Raw genomic sequence first — 16,015 nt, 5'->3', positions numbered from 1 at the left:
GGGATGGCGATTTCCAGCCGCCTGTGTTCGCTGCGTTCCGTCCGCACACAGCCCCCCGAGCGCGATGGCGTGGCGCGAGAGCGGGCCGGGATTCGGCGTGGGCTGAGAGGCCGTGCGGATGCGGGTGCGAGTGGATCGCGTGCGGCCGCGTGTTCCGGGCGCTGCGGCCCGCAGGCTGCTGCGCAGGGGGCGGGGTGGTCACCCTGTTCCCCGGGGCCGGGGCCAGACGGTGATGACGTCGCCGTCGAGGGTGACGCGGTGGTGGGGGAACTGGCGGCGGACGAGGTTGAGGTCGTCGATGTCGAAGTCGCCGCAGGCGTGCACGACGTAGGCGTCGTCGAGGTGGGTTACGGCGAGGGTGGCGCCGGGCCACGTGCGAGTCGGTAAGTCTTCGTTGCTGCGAATGTCTTCAGCGGCGTGGTTCATCGGCTGTCCTTGAGTTGGCAGGTGTACAGGGAGATGGGTTGTGTGGTCCGTAGTCTCGGTAGAAATCTAAATGTTCGCGTGAGCAAAGTTCAAGAGGTTTTGGGGAGTTGGATGATCCGTCTCGGTGTGGACTCGTGCTCTTGTGCGCCGCAGGCGGTCCGCCTCCCGTTCGGCGGTCGGCAGACGGCGGCCCTTGTAGAGCCTCATCGGTTGCTGTGCTGCGGCAGGTGGATGGGTGCGTGCCTGGGCAGGCGCCGTGAGCGAGAAGGGGCCTGGTGTGCTGTGAAGCGGTTGCGGGGAGGCGACCGGCTGCCGGTCGCGGGCGTACGTGCGGCACGGGTGTCATAGCTCTACCCATGACCGCCGTTCACCGCTGGTCAGTGGGGTCCACACCGTGCCGGTGGGGCTGTGCTGTTGGAGGTCTTCCAGGGTGGCCGCGCCAAGGGGTACGTGCCGGGCAAGTGTGGCGACGAGGGGATGCTGGTCGGCCATGGCTTGAAGGTCGCTGATCCGGTTGGCGAGGACGTTGCGGGACGCCCCGGTCAGGACGAACAGCACGCGGGGGAAGACGGGATACCAGCGCAGCCAGACGGCTGCCGCGGGTGTTTGGCGTGTGCGTTGCCGGCTGTTGGGTTGTGGCTCGTAGGCCCAGAGCCTGGCGTATTCGATGAGTTTGGATGCGAGGCGTTCGCTGCTCATGGTGGTGCGGTCGACTTCGATGAATGCTCTGAGCTTGGTGCGCTGCTCCTGGTCGTGGCCGGTGAGGGTGTAGTGCATCAGGGCGTCTGCGATGACCTTGTTGCCGTCGCTGAGGGGGTGGGAGACCTCGGGTGTCCAGTCCAGATAGCCGTGCTCGTCGCCGCGTGTGCGGGCGTCGCGGACGAAGGCCAGATGGGTGTGCAGGACGGTCAGCGTGTGCGGGGTCTTCAGCGAGGCGGCGGTGGCGGAGGTGATCGGGTACAGGGGGCGGCCCCGCAGGGCGGGCAGGTCCCGTGTCAGGCGGGCGCCTTTCGCGGTGAGGTACCAGGCGCGGGTCCGGCCCGACTGCGGCAGCACGACGTAGCCCACCAGGTGCTGGCGGCGCAGGGTGTTCAGCGGTGTGGAGACGGCCTGGCGTGTGGCGTCGGGCCGCAGCAGGTCGTGGAGCTGGCCGGTGGTGGCGATGCGGTGCTGGGCGAGTGCGGCGAGGAGCTGGTGCGGCAGCGGCTCCGCCGGGCGTGGCGGGCGGACGGCCGGCATGGTGGTGGGGCCGGTGGTCGAGTCGGTCACTGGTATCCCTTCTTCTGCAGCCCTGTGGCCGGTTCGGTGGTGCGGGCGAGGTGGGTGAGGAAGCCGCTCACCCGGTCCAGTTGTTCGTGGGCGCGGGTGGTGAGCTGGTGCAGTGGTGCCGCCCCGGCTGTGGCCCGGGCGGCGCGCTCCAGCGCTGCCGCCTGCCGGGGGCGGCACTGGGCGGCGTAGACGTCGTCGAGGTGGGGGCCGGTGATGGGGAAGGGGCCGACGCGGCGGCCGTGCACCGTGACGGTCATGTAGTGCTCGTAGCGGTCGAGGGCGGCGACGACGTCCGCGCTGGGCTGGTTGCCCCACTCGGCGGTGATGGCGGTGATGGCGGACTGGGAGCCGGCGGTGGAGGCGAGGGTGGAGGCGTTCTGCACCAGCGACAGCCGGACAGGGGCGGGCAGGCGGGCCAGGAGCTGGGTCATGCCGTGGACGTGGACTCTGTATTTGCGGAAGTCCTCGAACATGGCGGCGATCGTCTCGGGAGCGGCGCCGGTGAGGGTGATCAGCTCGTCGAAGTAGGCGCGGAACGGCACGCGGTGGGCTTCGGCGGTGTCGCGGCGGGAGCGCACGGCGCGCAGCAGGTCCCGGGCGAGGAGTGCGGTCAGCAGCCGGTCGGTGGGCCCGTTGCCGCCCGGGCACACCCACACGATCATGCTCGTGTCCATGGCGGCACGGATGTTGTAGATGCCGGCCGCCTGGCCGAGAAAGGCGCGGGTGACAGGGTTGGCGGCGAGGCGGGCCAGGGGGTTGAGGACCACGGCGAAGGAGTCGGGCGGCAGGGCGGGGAACACGGTCTGCCACCAGGAGCGGGTCTCCGCATCCAGGCGCCCGTGGACTGCGGTGAGTGCGGCGGCGCGGAAGGCGGGGTCGGTGAGCAGCGCCCGCACGTGGAAGAGGGTGCTCTGGTCGTCCGGGCGGCCGGCTCGGCAGGCGGCGTCGTTGACGGCGGTCAGCACGGTGAGGGCGGCGGTGAGGATGGTCAGTGCGCGGGGTGCGCTGGCGTCGTCCCAGGCGAGGGCGGAGGCGAAGGCGTCTGCGGTGGACTCGACGACTTCGTGCGCGACCTGGCCTTGGTGCATGCCGAGCGGGTTCCACGAACTCACCTCTGCTGCGGGGCCGCCTGCGTTGAGGTCGATGAGTGCGATCCGCTGCATCAGCTCCTCGTGCGCGAGGAACGGCCGGGCGCGGGGCCAGGAATCGCGGTGCGGGTCGACAAACAGCAGCCCGCCGCCGGCGTGGGCGTAGCCGATGGCCTGGGCGAGGGCCCGTTCGGTCTTCCCGCCGCCCGCCTTGCCCACGGCGACTTCGAACAGTGTCTCTGCGGCATGCGAGGCGACCAGGCGGCGGCGGCCGTCGGGGCCGCGGTACAGGCCCTGCAGCAGCAGCCCGGGATTGCCGAACTCGAAGGTGGGCAGGTCGGCGGGGAGCAGCGGCAGCCGGCAGTGGACCGTGGGCGGCTTGAGCAGGCCGGTCAGTTCCTCAAGGCGCACCCAATTCTGCCGGGGCGGCCGGCACTGGCCCAGCTCCCAGCGGCGTTGGAAGCCGCGCCGGCTGGGCCAGCGGTCCGCGCCCAGCCTCCACGGTCCCACCCGCCAGCCGCGCATCGCCCACCGCGAGCGGCCGCCGAACACGTCGAGCGCGGCCTGCAGCTGAGCAAGGCGTGCCTGGGCACGCCCTTCGGTGTTCGAGGCGCACATCACGAGCAGCTGCACGCGCACCAGGTGGTCGTCCTCGGCGAGCTTGCCCAGCGCCTCGGCCGGCTCGACCCGGCGCGGCACCGGCGGCATGACCAGACGGCGCCCGCCTTGCTGGCCCCCGCCGACCAGCTGCCGCAGCTGCCAGGTGAGGGAGTCCTCGACGCCGCCGGCGTCCTGGCGCAGCCACCGGGCAGCGCGCTGGGCCTCACGCCGTTCCCGGCGCCGTGCGTCCGCCATCAGCTGCACCCGCCGGGCCCGCAGTGCCCACTTGGGGGCGCGCTGGATGTCGAGGCGGATCTCGGCCAGGTCCCCCAGCCCGGGCTGCAGATCGGCGACGGCGTCGATCAGCGGCTGCAGCGGGTCCGGATCCAACGGCACCTCACGCAGCGGCGCGGTCGGCCTGCCGCGCAGGATGAACTCCGCCCGCACGGTGTGCGTCCGCGGCCGGTCGATGATCGGGCGGGCCCGGTTGACGGTGACGTCCGGCCCGAACGGCGTGATGGACAACAGGCGTTCCCCGCCCGCGGGGCCCTCGATGCGGTAGCGCAGCGCACTGGTGCCGTCCGCCCGCAGCCGGACCTGCACCGTCTTTGTGCGGCGCGGCGCCCACCACGGCATCGCCGTGGAGGCCCGGGCCAGCTGCACGCCCCGGCGGAAGATCTCCTCCAGTCCCGGATCGAAGTGCCGGGCGGGCACCAGCTCCAGCGACATCCGCTCAGCCGACGCCCTGCGCGCCAGACGGCGCACCACCACCGCACCCGCCACCCAGAGGAGAACGGCGGCCGCCGCGAACAGGTACCAGTACGTGATCGTCCAGCCGGCGGTGCGGACGATGCCGGCGAACACGTCGGCCACCGAGCCGGGGAGCGAAGCGGACGCCGGCACAGTCGCTGTTGCCTGGCCGGTCAGGTGCTCGGCTGAGGAGTCCACGTGGACACTCCCTTCTGGCCGGAAGCCGTGCGGGCGAAATGGAGGTCGGTGATACGGAGGTCGGTGTAGGTGCCGCCGCGGTCCGTGCCGGCCCACACCAGATGGACCACCGCTTTGTCCGGGCTGCCGTTGCGGCGGGCGACCGAGGCCTGGATGCGGAAGCGGGCGGTGGCGAACGCCGGCGCGATCGCTTTGCCTGGGGCATCGAAGAAGACGGGCCACTGTGCGCGGCCGATGCCGGTGGCGTCGGCCCGCAGCAGCGCACGGCCCAGCGTGCGCAGCACTTGTTCGTCGGCCGGGGTGAGGTCTGCAGGCCAGGCAGCCTCCAGAGCCTGCTGGACGACCCGGTCACCGGACACGCCTTCACCGTGGGGCGGCAGAAGGGAGGCGGCCGGCGCCTTCGGCGCCGGGGCCAGCGCGGACCTTTCACGGCCCGCACCGTGGGGGCCGGGGTCCTTCACGGGCGACGGCCGGATCGGGTGAACAGCCCGGCTGGGCCTGGCTGTCGGCGCGGGAGGGGAAGCTGCGTCGGGTGTGTGCGTGGGCATCAGCAGGCCCACCCCGGTCACGGTCAGGAGCACGGCCGTGAGGAGCAGTAGGCGCGGCGAGAGCGCGAAGGCCGTTGTCACAGCAGCCGTGCCCCTCCCGCATAGCCGGACATGGCATTGACCGGGTCTTGGCGGATGGTGGTGCCGGGGCGGGCGGCGTTGATCATCTGACCGTTTCCGAGGTAGATGCCGACGTGATAGATCGTGGAGTCCCGTCCTGGGGCGTAGGCGTAGAAGACGAGATCGCCCGGCCGGAGCGCGCTGGTGCCGGCGCTTGCGGGGATCCGCCGCCCAGCACCGGCCTGGGCGGCCGCGGTGCGCGGCAGGCGCACACCAGCCTGGGCGTAGGCGTACAGCGCCAGCCCGGAGCAGTCGAAACCCTTGATGCCTGTGCCGCTCTTGCCGCTGGGGGAGCAGCAGATCCCGTACGACGGTCCCTGGGCGGTGCCGCCGCCCCACGAGTAGGGGACACCGCGCTGTGCCAGCGCCGCTTCGATGACGGTGCGCACCGTCCCGGACACCCGGCTGAGCTCCGGGTTGCTGGCGGCCGCCGTGTACTGGCCGATCCAGCCCAGCACGTTCGCCACATATGCGCCGGAGTGGTTGTACTGGAGGATCGCGGCCCGCAGCTGCGTCTGCCGGGTCAGGTCACGGCCGCCGCCGCACAGGTAGATCGCTGCGCCGAGGGCGGCGTCGTCGGCGTTGTGCGGGTCCGCTGTGCGGTCGCTGTTGGCGTCCTTGGCGATGCTGTCCCAGGTGGAGGGCAGGAACTGGAAGGGGCCGACGGCCCGCTCGCTCATGGCGGTGCCGTCCCAGCGGCCGTTGTCGGTGTCGGGGAAGGCGGTGGTGTTGCCGCCGGCGCCGGAGCCGTTCAACAGCACTCCGTAGATCTTCGGGCGGATGTCGCCGTTGTCGGCGATGTTCCTGCCTACCGCGTGGTTGGACTCGACCTTGGCGATGCCTGCGAGGATCGGCCAGCGCATGCCCCGGCACTCCGGCACATGCGTGCCGGCCTGCTGGACGGCCGTCTTGTAGGCGGTGAGCATCCGTGGCGGGATGTCCGCGGCGCTGCCGCCCTGGGCGATCCCGCCGCCGTCACCTGCGCCCGTCTTCAGTGCCACGTACGCGCTGATCGCGTTGCCTGCCGGTGCGGCGCAGCACACGGCGGCGAGCAGCAGCAGCCCTGTCACACAGCCCCATTGCTTCAGCCGGCGGCCAGACGGCTTCATTCGTCCTCACCGTCCTCGGGCTGCCGGGTGTGGTCCTGGCGCCGGTTCTCGGCGTCGGCGGCGGTGCGTCGCATCAGTTCCTCAAAGCGGGCTCGGGCCTGGTCGCGGGTGCTGCTTCGGGCGGTGCGGCCTCCGGGCAGAACGGGCCCTGGCTGGCCGGTCCCCGGGCGTGCGGCACGTCCCGGTGTGCCGCCGCGCAGCGGCCTGGGGACGGGCGGCGTGCCGGGCACCGGTGGCGGGGGCGGGCTGGGCGGTGCGGAGGCCGGCCGTGCCGGGGCAGGGGCGGGGGCGGGGGAGTGCTCGGGCAGACGGGGACGCGGCGGCGGCGAAGCGGTGGGCAGGCGGCGGCCGGTGAAGCGGCCATGGCGGCCGCTGTCGCCTCCGTCACCGCTGTCGCGGACGGCATGTGCGGTGCGGCGCGCGGCATCGCCCCAGGCGCGGGCGTCTTCGCGGACGGTGTTGCCCCACACGCGTACCTGCTGACGTGCGTCGGCGGTGAAGCGGGTGGAGCCCTGGCGGGCCCGGCGGAGGGTGGCGGGCAGGCCCAGGGTGGCGTCGTAGGCGGTGCGGGCGGTGCGGTTGGCGATGCGATAGCCGCGCAAGCGGACGAGCCGGTTGTGGGCGCGGGTGGCGAGCAGGGTGCGGTGAGTGTTGTCGTCGTGCAGGACCTGTCCGGTGCTGCGGTCGACAATCTGCCCGTCCTCGGTGCGGTAGCGGTCGGACGGCCCCCGTCCCTGCGGCCGCACCGGCCCCACCCCACCACCGCCGGGCCCACCCCCAGGACCGACGCCAGGCCCGCTGCCAGGACCGGGCGGGCTGGCGGGGTCGTCTGCGGCCCCTGGGGGGCGTTGCCAGCGGGCGAGCTGGGCATGGTCGGGCCTTCGCCCGATCAGCAGCCAGTGCCCGCCCTTCGCCCCCAGGCCCGCGCCGAGGCCGGCGACGGCCGCGGCCGCGGTCAGCGGGGCGAGTCCCCGGCCGGCTTCAGCCGTCGCGTCGGCGAGCACACGGCCGGTGTCGACCGGCATGCCAGCCCCGTCGGCCATCGAGGCGAGTGCGCCCATCAGGCGCCGGCGGGTGCCGAGAACCCCGAACCGGCCCGGGCCAGGGCCGGTGAGGGAGCGCAGTCCGCCTCCATAACCGCCCAGCACAGCAGGGGAGTTCATGGCGAGGGCGGCGCCGAGTTCGGAGGTGTCGCCGGGCAGGTGGGTACCGCCCACCCTGGCGTAACGCATCCGCATCGCCATGCGCCGGCCGAATGCGGAGATGCCGGCCAGCACACGCCGGTGCAGGGCTGTGCCGAAGACCGCGAGGGCGACCAGGAGCAGCATCCGCTCCACCATCAGATCGGGGCCGTCGGTGATCGTGGCATCGACGGCGATGGCGAAGAACGGGATGAACGCACACACACCGACGACGGCGAGGCAGGCGATCCCCCACACAGACAGCCACTTCCACACCGACTGCCGTGCAGGGCCGGGCAGCATCGCGGCGACGAAAGCGACACCGGCCGCGGCCGCCGCTGCCGCGCACGCACCCTGGGTGCCGAGGAGCACGACCGCGCTGGAGAGGATCATGCCGGCGATGAACAGCGCAGCCACCAGCAGCAGAAGTGCTCCTCCGACACGCCACCAGGTCGGTTTCTCGGCGTAGGCGGCACAGGCCTTGCCGACCTCACCGGCCTGCGCCAAGTCCATGAGGAACTGCTGGAATTCATATGCGTCTTTGCCGCGCTGGTCAAAGGCGGGCAGGTCATCGTAGGGGATGGAAACAGCTGGGCCTCCGGCGTCATCGGCTTCGCAGTACCTCTTGGCCGGCCCCCAGATGGCGCTGCACGGACCGTCCCCGCCACCCTTGTCGTCGTCGGTACCGGGCCCGTCGCCGCCAGTGCCGTCCCTGTAGCCGCCGCTGATCCATTTCAGGTGCAGGCCGTACGCTTCGCGGTCCGATTCCTTGGCGGGGTCGAGGATGCGACCGTACTGCAGCAGCATGTACGGCTTGACGATCAGTGCGTTGGTGAGGGAGTCCTGCAGCGGGCGGGCGACCTCGGTAGAGGCAACCGGCCCCTCGCCTTCCCGCTCGAGGCATTTCAGTTCCTGCCGGCCGGCCATGCCGTCGCAGGGGCTACGGCTGGCGAGCTTGCCGCCCCAGTCGTAGGAGTTGACCGTCGCTTGCGCGACCGAGGCTCCCACCTGCTGGGCCTGCCCCAGCGGACCGTCGACGGCGAGCAGGGTGTCGGGGCGGATCAGCGCCGAGGCGGCAAAGGCTGCGATCAGCAGGGTCAGCACCATCTCGCCCAGGCCGCGTCCGACCCTGCCGCGCACGATCATGAAACCGGTGAACACGAACGACCAGGCCAGCAGGAGCCCTTTGAGGCCCAGGGTGTCGACGACGATGGTGTTGTAGGTGTCGGCGGTCTTCTGCGCGGGGGCGGTGAGGATCTTCAGCAGGGGGAAGCGGAAGGCGGCCTCGATGGCCCATCCGGCCCCTCCCACCAGCAGCCGGATCAGCATGAACAGACCCGACAGCGCGAAGGCGAGCGACTGCGACTTGAAGTCGAGGATGGAGCCGCCTTCGGCGTTCAGCTCGTACCCGTCGATCGGCACTCCCTCGGAGGAGCGGATGTTGAGCGGGGCGAGGAGGTCGCCGGTCTCGCTGTTGCTGCTGGCCGCGTACACGACCTGGCTGTTCACCATGAGGAGCACGCCGGTGAGCAGCACGACGAAGCCGGCCGAGCGCAGCGTCGCGCGGTCTGGACGGAACATGTCAGCGCCGCCTTTGCCCAGCAGGGCTACGGATCCGCCACAGCACGAGGGCAGCCAGGCCTGCACCGGCCGGAACCAGCCTCCACGCCGCACCGGCAACGCCCGGCTCCTCGGCGGAGGCGGCCGCCCTGGTGCCGCGCTCGCAGTAGTCCCTGGCCGGGCCCACGATCGCCTCGCACGGATCCTGGCCCGCAGGGCGGGCCTCAGCGGCGAAGGCCTGTCCCGTGTGCGGCCACCACGCCTGAGGGAAACCAACCTCGACGGCCAGGACGAGCACGCCGACCACGACGGCGATCACAGTCACGACGCTCGCGGCCGCGGCAAGGCGTCGGGTGCGGTCCCAGATTGAAGAGGTCATCAAACGTGTTCCTTCGGACGGGTCCCTGCGGTCTCACCCGCGAGCGCCTCAGGCACGGAAGGCGAGGCAGCGCTCGTACGGCGTCCCGGTGTGGTGGTGATGGACGTGGTGATGCGCGGGATACGGGGGATGGAGACCTTGACCCGGCCGGTGTTCTGCCGCGGGCAGGTCAGCAGGAACTCGCCCTCCCGGCCCTTGCGGCCGACAGGAGACAGACCGGTGGTCACAAGCCGCAGCAACTCGCGGTCGTTCGGGTCGAGGCCGACGAACTCAAGGCCGCGGCGGGCACGCTCGCGGTCGGCAGTGCGGGCGAGCGCGCGGTAGGCCATCAGGCCGCGGTCGGGGCCGAGTTCCTCGGCGTCGTGGGATCCGGCGATGAGGCCAGCGCCGTGCTTGCGGCCGTCGTGGAGGATTTCGTGGACCAGGGCGGTGCCCTCGGCCGACGAGGTGAGCCAGTACAGCTCATCCAGCACCACCGCGGTGAACCGCTCGGGGTCCTCGAACGCGGTCTGCCGGGCGATCGCAGCGATCAGGTAAAGCACCGCGCGGCCGATCAGGGCCTCCAGTGGCTGCTGGTGCAAGACCTCCGGATGGTCGAACGCCGCCTTCGGCGGCAACTTCAAACCGGCTGTCGTGATCACGATCATGTCGGAGGCGCTGGAGGCGTCCAGCTGTACCGGAGGTAGCGTGGGGTCGAACACCATCCCCGCCAGGGAGTTGGTGGCCACCACTCGGACGAGGCCGGCGAGGGTGGCGGCTGCGTCCTGCCGTTTGCCCGCCTCGCTCGCAGCCATCTCCTCGAGGACCTCCAGCACTCGGTGCATGGACGGCCGGCCGCTGGAGGCGGCCTGCTCGACGGCGTGGTGCAGGACCTCGCCGCTGCTGCTCATCGGGCCGATCCCGAGCTGCAGAGTGAGGTAGGACAGGGCGTAGTGGCGGCCCTCAGGCCCGTCGAACATCCGCAGCGGGTCGATGGACACCTCGGCCTGGGCGGCGTCGATGATTTGGACACGGCCCTTGGCTGCGGCGCGGGCGAAGGTCGCCCACTCGCGCACGGGGGTGCGGTCGATGCAGATGGCGCAGCCGCCGCGCGCCCACACCGCCTCCGCGATCAGCTTCTGCAGCACGCTCTTGCCGGCGCCGAGGTCCCCGACGATGCCCATGGAGGCGGACGCGTCTACCTTGGGCGCATCGGCCACATTGATCATGACCGGGCGGGTGGTGCCGCTGTCCAGGTCGATACCGAGGAACATGCCGTTCGGGTCGCCGACCTGGGGGGCCGTGAAGGCCCCGCCCAATGCCCAGTCTTCGGAGATCTGGTGCTGGGTGAACTCCCGCACCACACCCGGGCGTACGGTGCCGGGCAGGCCGAGCGTGAACAGGGCCTCTTGCAGGCCGGCCGGGCGCACGGCGCGGTAGTCGGCGCCACCCAGCAGCGCCGCCAGGGCGCGGGCCCGGGCGTCGCACACGGCGCCGGTCGGCCCCCACACGGTCAGCACGGTGACGGACTGCACCTCGACCTCCACACTGGTGCGTGACAGGCGGGCGTCCAGTTCGCCCAGGTCGCGGGCGGCCTCGGTGAGCGAGGTGGGCATGCCGGTGGGGCGGGCGTCGTACTGGTCGGCCTGGTCGATGAGTTCGTTCTTCTTGCGCCGCACCTGGTCGCGGGCCTTCTCTGCCGGGACGAGGGTGAGGTCGATGGTGTAGTCGACGGGGAAGTCGAGCATCTCGAGCTGGGCGAACAGGTCAGCGGCGTCCTGGCTGACCGCGGGCGGGCACTCGGCCAGGGCGAGGTGCGCCTGGTAGCCCGTCCCGGCGTCGGATTCGACCTGCAGCCAGCGCCGCCCGAGAGGTGAGCCGGTGTTCACCCGCCACCAGGCCTTGCGCCCGGACCGCGTGATCCGACCGGTGTTCTTGAGGTCGCCCGTGTCGTCCAGGTCGGGGTCGATGCCGCCTTCCTGCAGGCGTACTTGGCCGAGGTCGGCGTAGCTGGGGGAGCGCAGCACCCCCTCGTGCAGCTGCCCGCCGTACAGGTCGCTGGTTTCGGCTTCCGCCAGCAGCGGCTCTGCCAGGCCGCGGTGGAGGGCGTGCTGGATCATCCACACGATTTCCGCCGGGCGGGCCGGGCGGAAGGCGATCCCGCCGGCGAGCGCGGCCTCCACCCCAGAGGCCTGCTCGCGGTAGGCGGACACCTCCCGCTGCGCCACCGGCGCCGGCCGCATGCCGAGCATTGGAGAGATCTCCGCCCATGCCGCGCCGAGGGAGGCCGATACCTGAAGGCCGGTTGTCTCGCCCTGCAGCGGAACCGCCAGCCACAGCGTGCGGTGGTGCATCTCCTGGTCGTCCAGCAGATTCAGGGTCGCCTCGACGTTCTCCACCCACGGACGCGCGCCTGCGCCCGATGCGGTGTCGGCCGGCTCGATGCCCTCGATCATCTTGAGGGCGATCTCTCCGGGATCGACCTGCGCACACAGCCCGAACAGCCGCGGCGCCCCGGACAACGACCTCACCAAATGTGTGATCTTGGCGAGCTGTTCGTCACGGACCGCGGCGGGCACGTAGGTGCCCTGAACGGTCTCCTCGTGCTGCCCTTGCGCGTCCGGGCCCGGGTGCAGGCGGTAGACGGCCCACACGCTGCCGTGCGTCGACCAGACCAGGTGCCCGGCGATGTGACGGATCGGAACTCTCACCGCACACCCCCGCCTTGCTCAGCGAGGGCGAGCAGCTGCTGAACACCCGACACCGGCCCCACAGGTAGTGCGGGAGTAGTCGGCTCCGTGCGGTGCCGCGCGACCGAGCTGCTGGCGGCTGGGCTCGGGTGCGGCGCCCGGTCGATACGCGGCCGCACCGCAGGGAACGGTGCGGCGGCCGTAGCGGGGACGGGCGCCTCCTCGATCGTGAAGCCGCCGATCAGCGGGTGGGGAGCGCGGTCGCGGGCTGCACGCCCGCCGATCCGCCCTCCCTGGGGCTGCCACAGGAGCAGCGCCCAGCCCAGTGCCGCCTGCAGCGGGGCACGGCCGGCGATCTTCGGACGGCGGACCACCCAGATCGACAACAGCCAGGCCGCGATCGGGATCGGCCCCATCCACGACCACCAGCTGATCGTCTTGATCAGAAGGAAGCCGCCGCCGACGGCGACCGCGATCTGCGCAGGCGTGTAGGGGCCGAGGGGGATCTTCCAGTCCGCGACCTTGCCCAGCACCCAGGGATGGCGACGGGCGGCGGTGTAGAAGCGCCCGACCCGGCCCGCAGCCGCTGCGGCGCTCACAGCCGGCCTCCGACGCCAGTGGAGTGCTCTCGTACGACGGGCTCGGGACCGTGCACGAGGCTGGGGACAGCGGGCGCGCCCTTGGCAGGGTTCTTGACCTCGTCCTCGAACATGTCCGAGAGGTCCTCGCGGGAGTTGTACAACCCCAGCGCGATGATCATCAGCAGCAAGGCGCCGATCCCGGCCTTGAGACTGAACTTCTGGACCATGATCACGACGACGAGCACGAGCAGACCGGCCTGCAGACCCTTGGTCGCCCAGTCCTGCAACATGGTGATCCACGAGTCGCCCAGGTCGTCCAGCTGACCGGCGAGGACCACGCTGCGCACCGTGTTCACCGGGCACCCCCGTCCAGGGCCGTCCCGGACTCCAGCGCCGAGACTTCCCAGCGGCCCGAGCGGGCCGTGAGCGCGAGCTCGTACGCCAGCGGCCACCGCCCGCCGGTGTCCCGGGCTTCCACCTGTGCCAGGACACGGACCTTGGTGCCGTCGGCCGACACCTGCTCCGCGGCCGCGGCCTCCTCGACGGCGGACACCTGCTGCACGTCGACTGCCGTGTACGGGGCGGGGGAGACCGGGGACAGGCTTACGCCGGGGGCGAGGTAGCGGTCCACCTCTCCGGCACCGGTCAGGTAGGCGGCGAGGAACTCCCCGACGGCAGCCGACAGATCACCCTCCGGGACACTCACGCCGTACGACGACTTGCGCACCTCGGCCCGGGCCGGGCCGGCCACCACAGCGGGCGCACCGGTCACCGTGAACGAGGCGCCCGTACGGTCGGCGGTCACCGGCACCGCGTAGTAGCGCACCGCTCCTTCGGCGAACTGCGCAGCCACTGTCACCGACCACGCGCCGTCCGCGCGCTGCGCACTGCGCACCGCCGTCACCGACGCAGGTCGCGGCTGCGCACCCGCATCCGCATGCGCAGTCGTGTTGGGTAGTTCGATGTCCGGCGCCATCGATTGCGCAAGCCGCGCCTGCGCACTTGCGGCGTCATCCGCGCTGCTGCGCAGCCACGCATGGACGAACAGCTGCGCGTAGCCGGCCGGGTCGGCGGCCTGCACGCTGGTGCGCACGGCGGCGGTGGGCCTGGACTGGGTGGCCGCCTCGACCGTGGTCGGGCTGGAGGTGATGGCCACGCAAAGGGCGATCGGGCCGGCCGCGATGACGGCCCAGAGGGCCAGGCGGGACAGACGCACTCGGCGCCGCATCGCCTCCAGCCGGGCGCCTGCCGCCATCGGGGCAGCGGCCTCGCTTTCCGAGGCGTGCTTGCCAGGTGACATGGTCGAACTCCCAGGTCAGTACGAATGTTTCCGACCTGGAGAAAACCCGCGGGCCCCGACCCGACCACCGACCACGAACCCCCGACCACGGTCACGATGGGGGCACGAAGTCCATGGTCGGGCCCATGGTCGGCCCGACCCCAGCCCGACCGTGGGCCAGCCGCCAGTGGGAACCGGCACATCCTGCCCGCCACAAGCCCGCGGCGCTGACGGCGGCGGTGAGACCTTCCTGCCGCACGGCCACCGGTACCCGCCCACCAGTGCGCAGACGATCGCCGCCAATGGCTTCGGCGAGCCTGCGCAGTGCGGCACACGAACCTGCCCCACGAGAAGATCAGGAAGCCTCGAGCGGACTGCGCAACCGCTCGGCACCACCCGACTGCGCACGGCCCTCGACCGGTTGCGCAGCCCCGTTGCGCAACCGCCCGTCCGGCGATGCGCAATCCGGCGGCGTGCTCCGCACGAGGCCCCGGCTGCGAGCGCGTGGTCGCCCCGACCATGAGCCCGACCACGGCAGCCAGGCGTATGCGTTGCCCGATCGTGACGGATGGTCGGCTCTGGTGGCCGTCAGCCTGGTCGGGGCCGGCGAGTGAGCTGTCGGCATGGAACACATGCACGCCTGCACGCCCCAGGCCGCCGGCCGCCATGTCTCGGCGAGCCGGGGGCTCGGCCGTGGCCGCGGTGCGTGGCCGGCGCCGGGGCAGTGGTGGTGAGCGGCTTCGGGGCGGGGATCCGCCGGGGCGTGATGGCGGCGAACCAGTTCACCCAGGTCGCCAACGCGCTGTTCCGTGACTCCCAGTTGTCGTTCAAAGCAAAGGGGATCTTCGGGTTCGTCAGTACGCACCGGACCGGCTGGCAGGTGACGATCGCCGACCTCGTCCGCGTGGGTCCGGACGGACGGGAAGCGGTCCGCACCGGGCTGAGGGAGCTGGAGGCGCGCGGTTACCTGATCCGTGAGCGCCTACGCCGCCCGGACGGCACCCTCGGCGAGATCGTCTACTGCATCACCGACCGCCCGGCCACCCTGGTGGACAGCGCGCTGATCGAAGCCGACTCGGTGATCGCGGACCCTCCCGCTGGGCACGCGGGCGGGTTCGAGGCGGGGATCCGCCGGGGTGTGATGGCTTCCGATCAGTTCACACAGATCGCCAACGGCCTGTTCCGCGAGGCCCGGTTGTCGTTCAAAGCCAAGGGATTGTTCGGTCTGCTCTCCACGCACCGGACCGGCTGGCAGGTGACGATCGCCGACCTCGCCCGCCGCGGCCGCGACGGCGAGGCGGCCGTCAAGAGCGGGCTGCAGGAACTACAGCAGCACGGCTTCCTCGTCCGGGCCCGCGAGCGGGAGCGTGACGGCACGCTCGGTCCCGCCGCGTACGTCATCACCGACCTGCCCGCCCTGCACAACAGCAGGTCGCAACCAGAGTCGGGTTTTCCACCAGTGGATGACCCTACGTTGGCTGACCGGCCCCTTAAGAACACCAACAGAAAGAAGACCAACAAGCAGAACACCAGACCCCTCCCTCCCCGCGCCCGCACAGCGCGACCGCGCCCCGAAGCCCGGCCGGCTCGGACGGCACCAAAACCCGCAGACCTGGACCCAGGCGTCCGCCTGCTGCTGGCGATCGGCGCACAACACCCCGAACTGCTGCTGACCGACCAGGTCCTTACCGAGCAGGGACGCACCGTCACCGCGATGCTCGAGGCCGGATGGACACGCGAGCAGCTACGCCACGTCATCAGCGACCGCCCGCTGCCGAGCCCGGTCCGCACCAGTGTCGGTGCGATCATCGCCGCCCGGCTCCGCGCCGCCCAGGCCTACCCACCGCCCGCCACCGCCGCCTGCCCCGACGACCACGACCGGCCCGCGTGGGCGCAGCCGCCACCACGCCCAACCACCACCACCGCCTCCTGCGTCGCCCGCACGGTGAGCGAGGCCGTGGCCTACCGGGCCCTTGTGGAATGCGCGGGCTGCGGCGTCCCCACAACCGTCCCCGGCGAGGACCTGTGCCCCGCCTGCCTGGGCTGGCCGCCATGCCGCACCTGCCCAGGGCCGACTCCCCGCCGCGCCCACCCCGACGGCGACGGCCGCTGCACCACGTGCGCCTCCACCTTCACCGACCACCTTCAAGGAAGCAGCCCGTGACACAGACGCCCCACACACCACCGCCAACCTTGGCCGCGCACCACCAACGCCCCGAAGACTCCGCTACCGACGACAGCGTCGCTGGCGCGGACCA

At 71.9% G+C, this 16,015-nt stretch carries 12 protein-coding genes; 1 reads left to right on the top strand and 11 read right to left on the bottom strand.

Features of this window, described 5'->3' with window-relative positions:
• Positions 1–198: 198 nt before the first annotated feature.
• The 11 genes from RKD23_RS39740 to RKD23_RS39690 all read right to left on the bottom strand — a co-directional run bounded on the left by RKD23_RS39740 (position 199) and on the right by RKD23_RS39690 (position 13,778).
• The gene (locus RKD23_RS39740) at positions 199–426 is read right to left on the bottom strand and encodes a hypothetical protein (RefSeq protein WP_424858522.1); all 228 of its coding nucleotides are present in this window, start codon (positions 424–426) and stop codon (positions 199–201) included.
• A 342-nt stretch (positions 427–768) separates the two neighbouring features.
• Positions 769–1,665, bottom strand: a complete 897-nt coding sequence (locus RKD23_RS39735) for a replication-relaxation family protein (protein WP_424858545.1) — start codon at positions 1,663–1,665, stop codon at positions 769–771.
• Positions 1,666–1,691: 26 nt separating this feature from the next.
• Positions 1,692–4,331, bottom strand: coding sequence for an ATP/GTP-binding protein (locus tag RKD23_RS39730; RefSeq protein ID WP_424858521.1), 2,640 nt, complete (start codon positions 4,329–4,331; stop codon positions 1,692–1,694).
• Positions 4,307–4,690: a hypothetical protein gene (locus RKD23_RS39725; protein WP_424858520.1), complete on the bottom strand. Its 384-nt coding sequence runs from the start codon at positions 4,688–4,690 to the stop codon at positions 4,307–4,309. Before RKD23_RS39725 ends, RKD23_RS39730 begins: the two co-directional genes overlap by 25 nt.
• Positions 4,691–4,956: 266 nt before the next feature.
• Positions 4,957–6,108: a C40 family peptidase gene (locus RKD23_RS39720; protein ID WP_424858519.1), complete on the bottom strand. Its 1,152-nt coding sequence runs from the start codon at positions 6,106–6,108 to the stop codon at positions 4,957–4,959.
• The gene (locus tag RKD23_RS39715) at positions 6,105–8,870 is read right to left on the bottom strand and encodes a hypothetical protein (RefSeq protein ID WP_424858518.1); all 2,766 of its coding nucleotides are present in this window, start codon (positions 8,868–8,870) and stop codon (positions 6,105–6,107) included. The genes RKD23_RS39720 and RKD23_RS39715 overlap by 4 nt, the downstream gene beginning before the upstream one ends.
• Position 8,871: 1 nt before the next feature.
• Positions 8,872–9,228: a hypothetical protein gene (locus tag RKD23_RS39710; RefSeq protein WP_424858517.1), complete on the bottom strand. Its 357-nt coding sequence runs from the start codon at positions 9,226–9,228 to the stop codon at positions 8,872–8,874.
• Positions 9,228–11,918 carry an ATP-binding protein gene (locus RKD23_RS39705; RefSeq protein ID WP_424858516.1) on the bottom strand — a complete coding sequence of 897 codons (2,691 nt, stop codon included), beginning with the start codon at positions 11,916–11,918 and terminating at the stop codon, positions 9,228–9,230. The genes RKD23_RS39710 and RKD23_RS39705 overlap by 1 nt, the downstream gene beginning before the upstream one ends.
• Positions 11,915–12,496 carry a hypothetical protein gene (locus RKD23_RS39700; protein ID WP_424858515.1) on the bottom strand — a complete coding sequence of 194 codons (582 nt, stop codon included), beginning with the start codon at positions 12,494–12,496 and terminating at the stop codon, positions 11,915–11,917. Before RKD23_RS39700 ends, RKD23_RS39705 begins: the two co-directional genes overlap by 4 nt.
• Positions 12,493–12,834, bottom strand: coding sequence for a hypothetical protein (locus RKD23_RS39695; RefSeq protein WP_424858514.1), 342 nt, complete (start codon positions 12,832–12,834; stop codon positions 12,493–12,495). The genes RKD23_RS39700 and RKD23_RS39695 overlap by 4 nt, the downstream gene beginning before the upstream one ends.
• Positions 12,831–13,778, bottom strand: a complete 948-nt coding sequence (locus RKD23_RS39690; protein WP_424858513.1) for a conjugal transfer protein — start codon at positions 13,776–13,778, stop codon at positions 12,831–12,833. Before RKD23_RS39690 ends, RKD23_RS39695 begins: the two co-directional genes overlap by 4 nt.
• A gap of 709 nt (positions 13,779–14,487) precedes the next feature.
• Here RKD23_RS39690 and RKD23_RS39685 point away from each other — a divergent pair.
• The gene (locus RKD23_RS39685) at positions 14,488–15,921 is read left to right on the top strand and encodes a hypothetical protein (protein WP_424858512.1); all 1,434 of its coding nucleotides are present in this window, start codon (positions 14,488–14,490) and stop codon (positions 15,919–15,921) included.
• Positions 15,922–16,015: the final 94 nt, after the last annotated feature.

The sequence above is a fragment of the Streptomyces sp. SAI-170 genome, assembly GCF_049739565.1.
In the GTDB taxonomy this organism is placed as follows: domain Bacteria; phylum Actinomycetota; class Actinomycetes; order Streptomycetales; family Streptomycetaceae; genus Streptomyces.
This window is presented reverse-complemented; position numbering and strand designations above follow the sequence as displayed.